At 74.6% G+C, this 13,970-nt stretch carries 13 protein-coding genes; 6 read left to right on the plus strand and 7 right to left on the minus strand.

Going from position 1 to position 13,970, the window contains the following annotated elements; translation table 11 throughout:
* Positions 1-43 precede the first annotated feature (43 nt).
* Positions 44-568, plus strand: a complete 525-nt coding sequence (locus O2W14_RS11260) for a hypothetical protein (protein ID WP_269176189.1) — start codon at positions 44-46, stop codon at positions 566-568.
* A gap of 33 nt (positions 569-601) precedes the next feature.
* Positions 602-1,069, plus strand: coding sequence for a ferritin-like domain-containing protein (locus O2W14_RS11265; protein WP_269176190.1), 468 nt, complete (start codon positions 602-604; stop codon positions 1,067-1,069).
* A 54-nt stretch (positions 1,070-1,123) separates the two neighbouring features.
* On the opposite strand, the gene O2W14_RS11270 is transcribed toward O2W14_RS11265, so the two are convergent.
* The 5 genes from O2W14_RS11270 to dxr form a co-directional block, all read right to left on the minus strand.
* A complete protein-coding gene (locus O2W14_RS11270) occupies positions 1,124-3,052 on the minus strand; it encodes a penicillin-binding transpeptidase domain-containing protein (protein WP_269176191.1) in 1,929 nt (642 codons plus the stop codon).
* A 125-nt stretch (positions 3,053-3,177) separates the two neighbouring features.
* A complete protein-coding gene (locus O2W14_RS11275) occupies positions 3,178-4,029 on the minus strand; it encodes a GNAT family N-acetyltransferase (protein WP_269176192.1) in 852 nt (283 codons plus the stop codon).
* 37 nt (positions 4,030-4,066) lie between these two features.
* Positions 4,067-5,233, minus strand: coding sequence for a flavodoxin-dependent (E)-4-hydroxy-3-methylbut-2-enyl-diphosphate synthase (gene ispG / locus O2W14_RS11280; protein WP_442928836.1), 1,167 nt, complete (start codon positions 5,231-5,233; stop codon positions 4,067-4,069).
* Between the two features lie 183 nt (positions 5,234-5,416).
* Positions 5,417-6,742 (minus strand): M50 family metallopeptidase, encoded by a 1,326-nt coding sequence (locus O2W14_RS11285; RefSeq protein WP_269176606.1) that lies wholly within the window; start codon positions 6,740-6,742, stop codon positions 5,417-5,419.
* 13 nt (positions 6,743-6,755) lie between these two features.
* Complete coding sequence (dxr, locus tag O2W14_RS11290; protein WP_269176193.1) at positions 6,756-7,955, minus strand: 1-deoxy-D-xylulose-5-phosphate reductoisomerase; 1,200 nt, start codon at positions 7,953-7,955, stop codon at positions 6,756-6,758.
* Between the two features lie 201 nt (positions 7,956-8,156).
* Between dxr and O2W14_RS11295 the strand changes: the two genes are divergently transcribed.
* From O2W14_RS11295 to O2W14_RS11310, 4 genes are all read left to right on the plus strand, one after another.
* On the plus strand, positions 8,157-8,477 hold the full coding sequence (locus O2W14_RS11295) for a DUF2631 domain-containing protein (protein WP_269176194.1): 321 nt from the start codon (positions 8,157-8,159) through the stop codon (positions 8,475-8,477).
* A 194-nt stretch (positions 8,478-8,671) separates the two neighbouring features.
* Positions 8,672-9,556, plus strand: a complete 885-nt coding sequence (locus tag O2W14_RS11300; protein ID WP_269176195.1) for a hypothetical protein — start codon at positions 8,672-8,674, stop codon at positions 9,554-9,556.
* 505 nt (positions 9,557-10,061) lie between these two features.
* Complete coding sequence (locus tag O2W14_RS11305; RefSeq protein WP_269176196.1) at positions 10,062-11,048, plus strand: hypothetical protein; 987 nt, start codon at positions 10,062-10,064, stop codon at positions 11,046-11,048.
* Positions 11,049-11,050: 2 nt separating this feature from the next.
* The gene (locus O2W14_RS11310; protein WP_269176197.1) at positions 11,051-12,034 is read left to right on the plus strand and encodes an LCP family protein; all 984 of its coding nucleotides are present in this window, start codon (positions 11,051-11,053) and stop codon (positions 12,032-12,034) included.
* Positions 12,035-12,038: 4 nt separating this feature from the next.
* Here the strand turns inward: O2W14_RS11310 and O2W14_RS11315 are convergent, their stop codons facing one another.
* Entirely contained in the window at positions 12,039-12,767 is a 729-nt protein-coding gene (locus tag O2W14_RS11315; RefSeq protein WP_269176198.1) for a VIT1/CCC1 transporter family protein, read from the minus strand.
* A complete protein-coding gene (rlmN, locus tag O2W14_RS11320; RefSeq protein WP_269176199.1) occupies positions 12,764-13,939 on the minus strand; it encodes a 23S rRNA (adenine(2503)-C(2))-methyltransferase RlmN in 1,176 nt (391 codons plus the stop codon). The genes O2W14_RS11315 and rlmN overlap by 4 nt, the downstream gene beginning before the upstream one ends.
* Positions 13,940-13,970: the final 31 nt, after the last annotated feature.

A 13,970-nucleotide genomic window follows, 5' to 3' on the forward strand; every position in this document is an offset into this window, starting at 1 on the left:
CCGTCCCGACACCGCACCGGCGGGGCTGCCAGGATGGACGGCGATGTCCGGTCCGCTGTCGTCCTCCCCCGCCGCCGGCGCCTTCAGCCGCCGCAGCCTGCTGCTCGGCACGCTCGCCGGCGCGGCCGTGCTGGCGACCGGGTGCACCGGCGACCCGGTGGAGGACGCCGACGCGGTCACCCCGGCCCAGGTCGACCAGCTCGCGGCCCAGGTACAGGTGCAGGAGACGCTGGTGGCCGCCTACGCCAGCGCCCTGACCGCCGCCCCGGAGCTCGCCACGACCGCGGCCGGCCTCGCCGACCAGGCCCGCGCCCAGCTCGACCGGCTGCGGGCCGCCGCCCCGGGCGCCGGGGCCACCAGCAGCGCTCCTCCGGCCCCCGGCACCCCGGCCGCCACCGCGACCGACGGCCCGCCGGACGCCGCGGGCGCCCGCGAGTGGCTGCGCACCCGGGTGACCGCGGCCGCCGACGCCCACGCCGCGGCGTGCCCGGCGTTCACCGGCGGCCGGGCCGCGCTGCTGGGCAGCGTCTCCGCCGGGCTCCGGGGCCAGGCCGGGCAGCTGGCGTGACCGGCACCGTCCCCTCCCGGAGAGGCCAGCACCGTGTCTGACGCCCCGAGCACCGCCCCCTCCCCCACCGCCGCCGAGGACGCGGCGCTGCAGAGCGCACTGGCCGCCGCGCACACCGCCGTCTGGGGGTACGCCGTGGTCGGCGCCGCCCTGCCGCTCGAGCAGCGCGAGCCGGTGGCCGTCGCCCGCCAGGTGCACCGCGACCTCCGGGACCGGCTGGCCGGGCTGCTCACCTCCCGCGGGGTCGAGCCGGTCGGTGCCGAGGGCGGCTACGCGCTGCCCTTCCCGGTGCTGTCGGCGGTGGACGCCGCCGTCCTGGCGGTCACCCTGGAGGACGGGACGTCGTCGGCGTGGACCTGGGTCCTGGACCAGGCCACCGAGGCCGGCACCCGGGAGCTCGGCGTCGCCGAGCTCGGGGCTGCGGAGCTGCGGGCGATCGGCTGGCGGACCGCCGCCGGCCGCACCCCGGTCACCACCCCGTTCCCGGGCCTCCCGGACTGACCGCCGCCGGTCCCGCCCGCGACGTGCGCGGGACGGGACCGGAGCGGTCTGCCGTCAGAGCCCGCCGAGGAAGGCGTCGGTGACGTCGACGGCCAGCTTGCTGGTCTGGCCGGCCTCGACCAGGACGGCGAACGCGAGGTCGCCCTGCGGCCCGCCCGCCTGCCAGCCCATGAACCACCCATGGGAGTCCGGCGGGGTGTTGGTGCCGAACTCGGCCGTCCCGGTCTTGCCGAACACCTCGCCGCGGTCGGCGACCCCGGTCGCGGTCCCGGTGAGCACCACCTGGCGCATCATCGGCCGCAGCGCCTCGAGGACCTGCTGGCCGGGGCCGGCCGGCGCCGGCCCGGCCGGGTCGGCGCCCACGACCTCCACCGGGGCGGCCGGGGTGCCGCTGGCGATGCCGGCCGCGACCAGCGCGAGCTGCGCCGGGCTCATCAGGACCTGCCCCTGACCGATCTGGTCGGCGGCCTTGGTGGTGCCGGTCGCGTCGGCGGGCACGTCACCGCTGAAGAGGCCCACCGGCAGCTGCCAGTCGCTGCCGACGCCGTAGGAGGCGGCGGCCGCGGCGAGCGCGTCGTCGGGCAGGGCCATCCCCTGCTGGATGAAGGTGGTGTTGCAGGACTCGGCGAAGGCCTCGGTCAGCGGCACGGTGCCCAGGTCGAACTGGTCCTCGTTCTCGAACTCGCGGCCCTCGACGACCGTCGTCCCCGGGCAGGGCACCGGGGAGTCGGGGGTGAGCGTGCCGGCGGACAGCAGCGCCGTCGCCGTCATGGCCTTCATGCTCGACCCGGGCGGGAACTGCCCGGACAGCGCGTTGGTGGGGTTGGCGGCCTCGTTGGAGCTGACGGCCAGGACCTCCCCGGTGCCCGGGCGCACGACCACGATGTGGGTGGCCAGCGGCTGGGCGGCGACCGCGGCGTCCGCGGCGTCCTGCACGGCCGGCAGCAGCGTCGTCTGCACGGGGGTGCCGGGCACGGGCTCCACGGCGGCGATCTGCCGGCCGGCGTCCTCCAGCGTCTCGTCGGTGGCGGCGACGGCGACGCTGAACCCGGCGGTGCCGGTCAGCTGCTGCTGGTAGGCCAGCTGCAGACCGGACAGCCCCAGCTGGTCACCGGCGGCGTACACCGGCTCGCCGTCCTCGCCCAGGGTGCCCTGCAGGACGTCGGCGGTGGCCTCCCCGACCCGGCCCAGCAGCGCCAGCCCGAAGCGGGAGCTGGGCGCCAGCAGCCGGGAGCTGGTGGGGAAGACCGCGCCGGGCAGGTCGAACACCTGGGCGCGGATCTCCTCGAAGTCCGGCCGGCGCAGGGTGATGACCGGGACGAACTGGCCGTCCGGCGCGGCCTCCACGTCGGCGTTGATCTCCTCCGCGGAGACGCCGGTGGCGGCGGCGAGCCCGGCGGCCAGCGCGGGCAGGTCGGTGACCTGGGCCTTGTCGACGCCGACGTTGACCACCTCGGTCACGGCGAACAGCGGGGCGCCGGTGCCGTCGGTGATCGCGGCCCGGTCGGGCAGCCGGCGGGTCAGCTCCAGGTGCTGCCCCGAGGCCAGCTCCGGGTGGACCAGGGTCGGTGCGGCCACGACCTGCCAGGCGTCGTCGGCCTCGCGCAGCTGCAGCGAGGCGTCGTACTGCCAGTCGGGGGCCGCGGGGAGGTCCCAGGTGGCCCGCCAGGCGACGGTGGCGGTCTCGTCGGTGACCGTGACCGCGCCGAGGGCGGGGGTCAGGGTGGCGTCGGGGAGGTCGGTGGCGGTCTGCTGCAGCAGCGTGCCGACCGCAGCGGGATCGGTGCTGCGGCCGGCGGCGGCGTCGGTCCGGCTCGCCGCCCAGTCGTCGAGGAAGGCCTGCGCCGCGGCGCGGACGTCGGCGGTGGGGTCGCTGGAGCAGCCGGCCAGCAGGGGCGCCAGGACCAGGACGGCCGCACCGCCCGCCGTGGCCGCCCGGCGGGTGGCCCCGCGCCTGTACTCGGAACGTGATCGGCTGCGCACGTACCCCACCCTGGCAGACGCAGCTCCCACGACCGAGCACCCCGCGCCGTGCCGGTCAGCCGCCCCGGCCCCGCTGCAGGGTCCCGCGCCGCGCGGAGCGTGGCGTGGGGGGCAGCGGAGTCCTCTTAGAAGAGGACGGAGGCGAAGGTGCCGACCTGGGTGAAGCCCACCCGCTGGTAGGCGGCCCGGGCGGCGGCGTTGTAGTCGTTGACGTAGAGGCTGACGACCGGGGCGATCGTGGTGCGGGCGTACTCGACGACGGCGGCGGTACCGCGCTGGCCGATGCCCTGGCCGCGGTGCTGCGGGGAGACCCAGACGCCCTGCACCTGGCAGGCGGACCGGGAGACGGCGCCGACGTCGGCCTTGAAGAGCACCTCGCCGTCCCGGATCCAGGCCAGCGACTGCCCGGCGCGCACCAGCTCGGCCACCCGGGCCCGGTACCCGGCGCCGCCGTCGACGCGCAGCGGGCTGACCCCGACCTCCTCGGTGAACATCGCGATGGCGGCGGGGAACAGCAGGTCGATCTCGGCCGGCCGCACCGGGCGGACGGCGGGCTCGGCGGCGACGGTCGGCGGTCCGTCGATGGCCATCAGCGGCTGCCGGGCGCGGACCTCGCGGGCCGGCCCCCAGGAGGGCTCGAGGAGCTCCCACAGCGGCAGCACCGAGGCGGCGGGGCCGACGATGGTGGAGCAGCGCCGGCCGGCCCGCCGCGCCCGCTCGGCGAACGCGGCGGCCGCGGCGCGCTCGGTGCCGGGCCGGGCGAACGGGATCAGGTTCGCACCGGCCAGGCAGACCGCGTCCAGTCGCCGTCCGGTGGACAGTCCCCACAGCGGGGCGCCCAGCGTCGACGACGCCGTCCCGTGGGTCTCGATCCGGCCGGCGAGCATGCAGGCACCGACGGGGTCGGTGTCCAGCAGCTCGCGGACGGCGAGCTCGTCGTCGGCGTCGAGCACCCGGGCGGCCGCGGCACGCAGCACGTGGGTCCCCGTCCTCGACCGGCTCAGCAGGTGCGGGTCAGGAGACGGTGACGACCGGCGAGCCGCCGGCGGTGGCCAGCTCGTCGGCGGTCATCGCGGCGGCCAGACGGTTGGCCTCCTCGATGAGCGTGGCCACGATCAGCTCCTCGGGCACGGTCTTGACGACCTCGCCCTTGACGAAGATCTGGCCCTTGCCGTTGCCCGACGCGACACCGAGGTCGGCCTCGCGGGCCTCCCCCGGGCCGTTGACGACACAGCCCATGACGGCGACGCGCAGCGGCACCTCCATGCCCTCGAGGCCGGCGGTGACGTCGTTGGCCAGCGTGTAGACGTCGACCTGGGCGCGGCCGCACGAGGGGCAGCTGACGATCTCCAGCCCGCGCTGGCGCAGGTTGAGCGACTCGAGGATCTGGTTGCCGACCTTGACCTCCTCCGCCGGCGGGGCGGAGAGGGAGACCCGGATCGTGTCGCCGATGCCCTGGGACAGCAGCGCGCCGAAGGCGACGGCGGACTTGATCGTGCCCTGGAACGCGGGGCCTGCCTCGGTGACGCCCAGGTGCAGCGGGTAGTCGCACTGCTGGGCGAGCAGCTCGTAGGCGCGGACCATGACCACCGGGTCGTTGTGCTTGACCGAGATCTTGATGTCCTGGAAGCCGTGCTCCTCGAACAGCGAGGCCTCCCACAGCGCGGACTCGACCAGCGCCTCGGGGGTGGCCTTGCCGTACTTCTCCAGCAGCCGCTTGTCCAGCGACCCGGCGTTGACGCCGATCCGGATCGGGGTGCCGGCGTACTTGGCGGCCCGCGCGATCTCGCCGACCTTGTCGTCGAACTTCTTGATGTTGCCCGGGTTGACCCGGACGGCGGCACAGCCGGCGTCGATCGCGGCGAAGACGTAGCGCGGCTGGAAGTGGATGTCGGCGATGACCGGGATCTGCGACTTCTTGGCGATGATCGGCAGCGCCTCGACGTCGTCGGTGTCCGGGACGGCGACCCGCACGATCTGGCAGCCCGACGCGGTCAGCTCGGCGATCTGCTGCAGCGTCGCGTTGATGTCGGCGGTCTTGGTGGTCGTCATCGACTGCACGCTCACCGGGAAGTCGCTGCCCACGCCGACACCGCCCACGTCGAGCTGGCGGGTCTTGCGACGGGGAGCGAGGACGGGAGGGGGCGCAGCCGGCATGCCGAGACTGACGGGGATCGCCATGCCGACCAGTATCTACCGCTCCGGCGAGGAGGTGGTGGCGGCACAGCTGTGACGTCGCCACACGCCGGTCCACCCCCCTCGCCGGGCCCGCCGCGAGCGTGCCGGCGGCGCGGCGAGGGTCAGGCCCCCTCGCAGGGGCCCGCCGCGAGGGACCAGCGATGGGGGGGGCGAGGGGGTCCTTCCTCAGTTCAGCGTGATCGGGTTGACCAGGTCGGCGACCACGAGGAGCCCGGACAGCAGGAGGAACAGGCCGGCGACCACATAGGCGACCGGCATCAGCCGCGCGATGTCGAACGGGCCCGGGTCGGGGCGGCCACGCATCCGGGCGACGGTGGCGCGCGCCTTCTCGTACAGCGCCCCGGCCACGTGCCCGCCGTCCAGCGGGTAGATCGGCACGAGGTTGAACAGGAACAGCACCAGGTTGACGCTGGCGAGCAGGCCGACGAAGAAGCTGAGCTTCTGGACGGTGGTGAAGTCCTCGTCGGCGAAGGCCTCGCCCGACAGGCGCCCCACGCCCACGACCCCGATGGGCCCGTTGGGGTCGCGCTCCTCACCGAGGAAGGCGGCCCGGAAGAGCTGGGGCACCCGCTCGGGGATCTGCACCAGCCGCTGCACCGACTGGCTGATCACGGTGCCGAAGTAGCCGGGGAGCGAGCTCAGCGGCTGGCGGGCGTAGACCTGCGCGGCCTGCACGCCCAGGTAACCGGCGGTGGCGATCTCACCGTCGGCGTCGTAGACCTGGTTCTCGATCGGCGTCACGGTCAGTTGCCGCTGCTCGCCGTCCCGGTCGATGGTCAGGGTCAGCGGGGTGTTCGCGCTGGCCTGGACGCGCACGACGAGGCTCGCCCAGCCGCCGTCGTTGGGGTCCTGGGCGATCGGCGTGCCGTCGACGGCCAGGATCCGGTCACCGGGCTGCAGCCCGGCCGCCGCTGCCGGGCTCGCCGGCGGCAGCGTCCCGGAGGCGTCGACCGGGGTCTCGCACCCGGCGTCGACCGGCGCGGTGGCCGGCAGCACGCAGGCGGGCACCCGGTCCACGGTCGTGCTGACCGCGGGGATGCCGATGCCGACGAGCAGCACGAGGAACAGGACGATCGCCAGGACCAGGTTGTGCGCCGGGCCGGCGGCCATGACGATGACCCGCTGCCACCAGGGCTTCTTGTAGAACACCCGGTCGCCGTCGGTGGGCAGCACGTCGTTGAGGGCCTGACCGCGCACCTCGGCGATGAAGCTGCGCATCCGGGTGGCGCGCTTGCTCTCGTTCTGCTCGGCCGGCGGGATCATCCCGACGATGCGGATGAAGCCGCCCATCGGCACGGCCTTGATGCCGAACTCGGTCTCCCCGTACCGGCGGGAGAACACGGTCGGGCCGAAGCCGACGAAGAACTGCGGCACGCGCATGCCGAAGCGGCGCGCCCAGTAGAAGTGGCCGAACTCGTGGAAGCCGATGCTGAAGAGCAGGCCGACAGCGAAGGCGACGATCCCGAGGACCGTCAGGAGGAACCCGCTCAGCTGGAACTCCGTCTCAGGTCGTCGCGGCGATGGCGGCGCGAGCGTGCTCCCGGGCCCACTTCTCGGCGGCCAGCACGTCCTCGACGCAGGTGGGTGCGCCGAGGTCCGGCGCGGCGTCGAGGGTACGCGCGATGACCTGCACGATCCCTGGGAACGACAGGCGTCCGGCGGTGAACGCGGCCACCGCCTCCTCGTTGGCCGCGTTGTAGAGCGCCGGGACGACGCCGCCGGCCTCACCGGCCTCCCGGGCGAGTCGCACGGCCGGGAAGACCTCGGAGTCCAGCGGCTGGAACTCCCAGGTGCTCGCCGTCGTCCAGTCCAGCGCGGGCTGGACCTCCGGCAGCCGGTCGGGCCAGGCCAGGGCCAGGGCGATGGGCAGCCGCATGTCCGGCGGGCTGGCCTGGGCGATGGTCGCCCCGTCGGCGAAGGTGACCATCGAGTGCACGATCGACTGCGGGTGCACGACCACGTCGATGTCGGCGTACGGGACGTCGAAGAGCAGGTGCGCCTCGATCAGCTCCAGGCCCTTGTTGACCAGGGTGGCGGAGTTGATGGTGACCACCGGCCCCATGTCCCAGGTGGGGTGGGCCAGGGCCTGCTCGCGGGTGACCCCGGCCAGCTCGTCGGCCGTCCGGCCACGGAAGGGCCCGCCGCTGGCGGTGAGGACCAGCCGGGCCACCTCGCCGCGGGCGCCACCGCGCAGGCACTGGGCCAGGGCCGAGTGCTCGGAATCGACCGGCACCAGCTGTCCGGGGGCCGCCGCCGCGGTGACCAGCGCTCCCCCGGCCACCAGCGACTCCTTGTTGGCCAGCGCGACCGTGCGCCCGGCCGCGAGCGCGGACAGGGTGGGGCGCAGCCCGATCGAGCCGCTGATCCCGTTGAGGACGACGTCGGCCGGGCGGGCCGCGAGCTCCTCGGCGGCGCGGGGACCGGCCAGGATCTCCGGCAGCGCGTAGTTGCCCTGGGCCCAGCCGCGCTGCTGGGCGGCGGCGTAGAACGCCAGCTGCAGGTCCTGCGCGGCGGTGGCCCGGGCGACGGCGACGGTGCGCACGCCCAGGGACAGCGCCTGCTCGGCCAGCAGTGCGACGTCCCCACCGCCGGCGGCCAGGCCGGTGATCTGCAGCCGGCCGGGGTTCTGCCGGGCGACCGCGATCGCCTGACGCCCGATGGAACCCGTCGACCCCAGCACGGTGATCTCGCGCGGCTCGCTCATGTGCACTCCTCGCTGCCCTCGTCGGCGGCGTTCGCCGGTGCCGTGCCCTCGGTGCGGCCCCATCCTCGCAAGACCCGCCCCCCGGCCCGTCAGGTGCGCACCACCCCGGCCTGTCATCATGGGCGGGTGCGTGGGTCCGCCCGCGCACCGAGACACCAGTGACGCCGCGAACGCGGCCACGACCGCGAGCGAGGATGCCCAGTGAGCGATGCGACCGGCCGGGGACAGGGCCACCAGACCAGCGCGAAGGTGGTCGAGCAGTCCAACCGCGAGGAGGGCATCGTCCGGGCGGGCGAGACCCCCGTCATGCACGAGCGGCCCGAGGACTGGGGCTGGCACGGCGAGGCCGGCAGGACCGGCCGGATCGCCGGCTGGCTGTTCGCCCTCTTCATGCTGACCATGCTCATCGGCAACCACGAGGGCCGGGTCGAGGACATCTACCTGCTGCTGGCCACCGCCACCCTGGTCATCACGCTGCTGTGGGACATGCGCCGCCGGAAGAACGCCTGGCGCGCTCGCTGACCCCTGCTCGACCCACGAACGGGTCCGCTCCCCACGGGGAGCGGGCCCGTTCGTCATGTCGGGGGCGGATCGACCAGTCGTGGACGCTCAGTTTGCGTGTCGTCACGCTGAGCACCTGGCCGGGACGCCGCGGCCGGTAGGAAGACCGGGCTGTTCCGGGACCGCCTCGGGGCACCCGACACCCCGGAGTCCTGATGTCGCGCACGCTCCCCCGCCGGATCGCCGTCACCGCCGGGCTCACGCTCGTCGCCGGTGGCGGGCTCGGCCTGCTCCCCTCCGCCGCCCGGGCCGCCGACCTGCCCGTCCCGGTGGTCATCCCCAGCACCGTGGCCCCGGGCCAGGCGTACTCGATCGACCTCGCCGGCTGCTTCGACACCCGGTCGGACGTGCTGCCCGGCGTCGGCGCCGACGCCGGCGAGCAGGGCCACTTCATCGGCCTGGGCAACGGCTCGGAGGCGTACCCCGACGGCACCGGGTCCCTTCCTCAGCGGGTCCAGCGAGCAGCTCCGCTCGGCACGTACACGATCAACGCCATCTGCACGGGCTACAACGGCGTGCAGGACTACCCGCCCGTCACCCTCACCGTGACCGCCGACGGCAAGCCCCTCCCCGCAGCGGCGGTCGCCACGGCCGCCCCGGCGTTCACCCCCGGCGCCGTCGCGAACACCCCGGGCATCGGGAGCACCACGTCCGCCAGCACGACCGTCGCGGCCGCTCCCGGCCAGGAGGTCCTCCGAGTGCTCCGGGGCTTCCAGCCGCACGAGGTGGTCACCGTCGTCCTGCACTCGACCCCCGTCGTGCTGGGCGAGTTCACGGCCGACACCGCGGGGGTGGTCACCGTGCGCTTCACCGTCCCCGCCGGCAGTGCGCTGGGCACGCACACCCTCGCCTACGACGGCGACCGGGGCAGCCACTTCGAGGAGACGATCACGCTCACCGCCGACGGCACGGCCCTGGCCTACACCGGCGCGGACGTCACCCAGCCGCTCGCGGGCGGCGCCGCGCTCGTCGCCCTCGGGGCCGGCGCGCTGCTGCTGGGCCGCCGTCGCCGCCGCACACCGGGTCCGCTGAAGGCCTGAACCGCCCGCACGACCGGTCCTCGACGCCGGTCCGGACCCCCGACCGAGGGCCCGGGCCGGCGTTTCGGCGTCCCGGGCCACGTCGCCCACCTCCGGCACGGGCGCCGGGCACGGTCCGCGACACCGGTCGCCGCACGCACGGACGGCGACCGCGGGTCCCGTCCTGTCCTGTGCGCCGTCGAGCGGAACTGCGCCTGGCTGGGCGCGGGCCGGCAGGACCCCCCACAGCACGTTGCGGTCGTTGGCAGATGTCCACCGCACCGATCGGTCATGTCCCGATCGACGACTGCACCTGAGGGGCGCCCTCTGGCAACTTCTAGAGCGGTGGACGCCTCCTTGTCCAAGAGTTGCCCAGGGCGGCCTGAGGCGCGTGTGACTCATGTGAACTGTTGTGGCGATCCTGCACGTGTCGCTGTGAAGAGGTTGAGTTCGGACGGCTTCGTGCCGATAGACATGTCACAGCAGGCCGGGACGCCCGAGCCGCTAAGACTCCACGGAGGATCCGATGAGCCGCATGTCCCGCCCCCGCGCCGCTGTCGCTGCCGGTCTGACCCTCGGCGCCACCGCCGCCAGCATGTTCCTCGCGCCCGCCGCCTTCGCCGCCACCGAGCCCGTGTTCGAGGCCTCCAACGGTGTCGTGACCGGTCCCAAGTCCGTCTCGGCCGGGGCGACCTTCACGCTCAGCGGCACCGAGTGCACGTACGACACCAACCCCGACAGCGCGGGCGACGCCGACCTGCTGCCTGCTGGCGTGCTGATCGACATCGCCCCCGAGGCGGAGGACTCGGACGACACCATCTTCGGCGCCGAGTCCGACATGGACGGCAACTGGACTGCGGAGGTCCTCTTCCCCGCGGACACGCCCGCTGGCGAGTACACCATCGAGCTCGGCTGCATCAAGTCCTACAACGGCGGCGAGCTGATCCGCGGCGAGGAGTACATGCCCTTCACGCTCCTCGTCACCGCTCCGACGGCCGTCCAGCCGGTCAACAACCCGGGCACCCCGACCGCCAGCCCCACCGCCTCGCCCGCCGCGACCACCCCGGCCGCCGCCTTCAAGCCCGGCGCCAAGCCGAACACCCCCGGCGTCTCCAGCACCACCACCGACAAGACCACCGGTGCCGCGGCAGCCCCGGGCCAGAAGGTCGTCAAGGTCCTCAAGGGCTTCAAGGCCGGCGAGAAGGTCACCGTCGTCCTGCACTCGGACCCGGTCGTCCTGGGTGCCTTCACCGCTGACGCCAACGGCGTCGTGACCGTCGAGTTCACCGTCCCCGCCGGCACCCCGCTGGGCAACCACACCATCGCCTACACCGGCGACCAGGGCACCTACTTCGAGGAGGCCCTGCAGCTGACCGCCGACGGCAAGGCCCTCGCCTACACCGGTGCCAGCATCGCCATGCCGCTCATCGGTGGCAGCGTCCTCCTGGCCGCCGGCGCCGGCGCCATGGTCGTCGGCCGCCGCCGCCGCTCCACCGGGGCTGCGCAGGCCTGAGCATGACCTCCAGCACCACGGCGGACGCCGGCCAGGGACCCCCTGGCCGGCGTTCGCCGCGTCCGGGACGCCGGCGCCGCCTCCGCCTGGCCCTGCTGGCCCTGACACTGGTCCTGGTCGCCCTCGTCGTCGACGGGGCGCTGGTGAGCGCCCGGGTCGACCGGCTCGACGTCGACCTCAGCGGTGGCGCCGGTGATGCGGACGGCCGCACCTGGGTCCTGGTCGGACTGGACTCCCGCGCCGACCTCCCCGACGGCGCCCCGGTCAGCCACTTCGGCACGGTGGGCGACGTCCCGGGCACTCGCACCGACGTCGTCGTCGTCGTGCACCAGACCGATGCTGGGACCACCGTCTTCTCCGTCCCGCGGGACGTGGTCACCAACACCGAGCGCCGCTTCGACCGGCTCGCGCTCGCCTGGCTGGACGGCCCGCAGGGCACGGTCGAGGCGCTGTGTGACCTCGGCATCCCGACCGATCACCTGGTGACCGTGGACCTCCGCGGCTTCGCCGCCGTCGTAGACGCCGCGGGCGGCCTGGACGTCGACGTCCCCCAGCCCGTGCGCGACAGCTACAGCGGCCTCGAGCTGACCACTCCCGGACGCCAGCACGTCGACGGGGTCACCGCTCTGGCGATGGTCCGCTCTCGCCATCCCGAGCACCTCGTGGACGGGCAGTGGACCCCCGTTGCGGCCGACCCGGACGGCCGAGCCACCGAGGCCGGCGTCATCCTCACCGAGCTGCTCGACCAAGTGCGCGGGTCACTGCTGCGGCCGTGGCGCCTGCAGTCGGTCGCCTGGGCCGCGGCGGGCGCCGTGCAGGTCGACCCCGGCACCTCGACGGCAGAGCTGGCCTCGCTCGCCAGGACCGACCTGGGAGCCGTACAGGTGCTACCGGTCGGCCCTCCCCTGGGGGCCTCGATCGCCCGACTGCCGATCCCGGAAACTCACACGGCGCTCCGCGCCGCCGGCCTGTCCTGCGCCGGCTGACCGGTCAGGCCGCGCCGACCCCGATGGCCGAGCCGATCAGGTAGGTCGCCGCTGCGGCCACCGCACCGAACACCAGCTGTCGCAGCCCCGCCGACCACCACGGCCGCGGCGTGAACCGCGCCGACAGCGCCCCGGCGGCGACCAGCCCGACGCCACCGCACAGCAGCGCCAACCAGAGCACCGGCGCACCCAGCAGGTAGGGCAGCAGCGGGATCAACGCGCCCACCGCGAAACAGAGGAACGACGACACCGCCGCCGTCATCGGTGAGGGCTTGTCCTCCGGGTCCAGGCCCAGCTCGTTGAGGGTGTGCACCCGCAGCGCCTGCTCCGGGTCGCGCGAGAGCTGCGCGGCGACCGCCTCGGCCAGCTCGGGGTCCAGTCCGCGCTCCTCCCACAGCTGGGCCAGCTCGGCCTGCTCCCCCACCGGGTTGGTCGCCAGCTCGCGACGCTCCTTGGCGACCTCGAGGTCCAGCTGCTCGTTCTGCGTGCTCACCGAGGTGTACTCACCCAGCGCCATCGAGATCGCCCCGGCGGCGAGCCCGGCCACCCCGGACAGGACGACGGCGTGCGCACCGACGCCACCGCCACCCACACCGGCGACCAGCGCCGTGTTGGTGACCAGCCCGTCCATACCGCCGAACACCGCGGCGCGCAGCCACCCGCCCGACACATCGGCGTGGGTGTGCGGCTCGACCTCGGCCGACGGGAGCCCCGGCCCGGGCGCGGTGGTCACTGGTCGGACTCGCCGCCGAGCGGGACGCCTTCCTCGATGCCGGGCACCGGTACGGCGATGCTCGGGATGCCCTCGACCTGGTCGGCGGCGGCGAGCTGGCCGCAGGCGCCGTCGATGTCCGAGCCGCGGGTGTCGCGCACCGTCGTCGGCACACCGGCCGCGCGCAGGCGGGCCACGAACTCCTGCTGCGCCGGCAGCGGGCTGGCGTCCCACTTGCTGCCCGGGGTGGGGTTGAGCGGGATGAGGTTGACGTGCGCCAGCCGCTTGGACAGCAGGCGGCCGAGCAGGTCGGCGCGGAACGGCTGGTCGTTGATGTCGCGGATCAGCGCGTACTCGATGGAGTACCGGCGCCCGGTGCGACGGGCGAAGTCGTCGGCGGCGCCGAGCACCTCCTCGACGTTCCACCGGGTGTTGATCGGCACCAGGGTGTCGCGCAGCTCGTCGTCGGGGGCGTGCAGGCTCACCGCGAGGGTGACGTTGAGACCCTCCTCGGTGAGCTTGCGGATCGCCGGGACCACGCCGACCGTCGACACGGTCACCGAGCGCTGCGCCAGACCCAGCCCGTGCGGTGCGGGGGTGAGCAGCGCGTCGAGGGTCTTGCGGACCCGGGCGTAGTTGGCCAGCGGCTCGCCCATGCCCATGAAGACGACGTTGGACAGCCGGCCCGGCCCACCGGGGATCTCACCGTTGGCCATGGCGGCGGCCGCGGCGACCGCCTGGCCGATGATCTCGGCGGCGGAGAGGTTGCGGGTCAGGCCGCTCTGGCCGGTCGCGCAGAACGGGCAGGCCATGCCGCAGCCGGCCTGGCTGGAGATGCACACGGTCGCGCGCTCGGGGTAGCGCATGAGCACGCTCTCCACCAGGGCGCCGTCGTGCAGCCGCCACAGCGTCTTGCGGGTGCGGCCGCCGTCGGCGGACTGGTGCCGCACCGGCGTCAGCAGCCCGGGCAGCAGTGCCGCGGTGAGGTCGTCGCGGGCGGCAGCCGGCAGGTCGGTCATCAGCGCCGGGTCGGTCACCCCCGCGTAGAAGTGCCGGGCCAGCTGGTCGGCGCGGAACGCGGGCTGACCGAGCTCGGTGACCGCGGCGCGGGCCTCCTCGCGGGTCAGGTCGGCGAGGTGCCGGGGCGGCTTGGTGCGGCGGGGGGCGTCGAAGACCAGGGGCAGGACAGTCATGGCAACTCCATGGTCCCACCCTCTGGGCCAC

Origin of the sequence: Modestobacter sp. VKM Ac-2986 (assembly GCF_026967795.1) — a bacterium.
In the GTDB taxonomy this organism is placed as follows: Bacteria; Actinomycetota; Actinomycetes; order Mycobacteriales; family Geodermatophilaceae; genus Modestobacter.

Coding starts and splice junctions, on each gene's coding strand:
- O2W14_RS11260 (WP_269176189.1), top strand. CDS start 44: ATGTCCGGTCCGCTGTCGTCCTCCCCCGCCGCCGGCGCCTTCAGCCGC.
- ispG (WP_442928836.1), bottom strand. CDS start 5,233: ATGGCGATCCCCGTCAGTCTCGGCATGCCGGCTGCGCCCCCTCCCGTC.
- dxr (WP_269176193.1), bottom strand. CDS start 7,955: ATGAGCGAGCCGCGCGAGATCACCGTGCTGGGGTCGACGGGTTCCATC.
- O2W14_RS11300 (WP_269176195.1), top strand. CDS start 8,672: ATGTCGCGCACGCTCCCCCGCCGGATCGCCGTCACCGCCGGGCTCACG.
- O2W14_RS11305 (WP_269176196.1), top strand. CDS start 10,062: ATGAGCCGCATGTCCCGCCCCCGCGCCGCTGTCGCTGCCGGTCTGACC.
- O2W14_RS11310 (WP_269176197.1), top strand. CDS start 11,051: ATGACCTCCAGCACCACGGCGGACGCCGGCCAGGGACCCCCTGGCCGG.
- rlmN (WP_269176199.1), bottom strand. CDS start 13,939: ATGACTGTCCTGCCCCTGGTCTTCGACGCCCCCCGCCGCACCAAGCCG.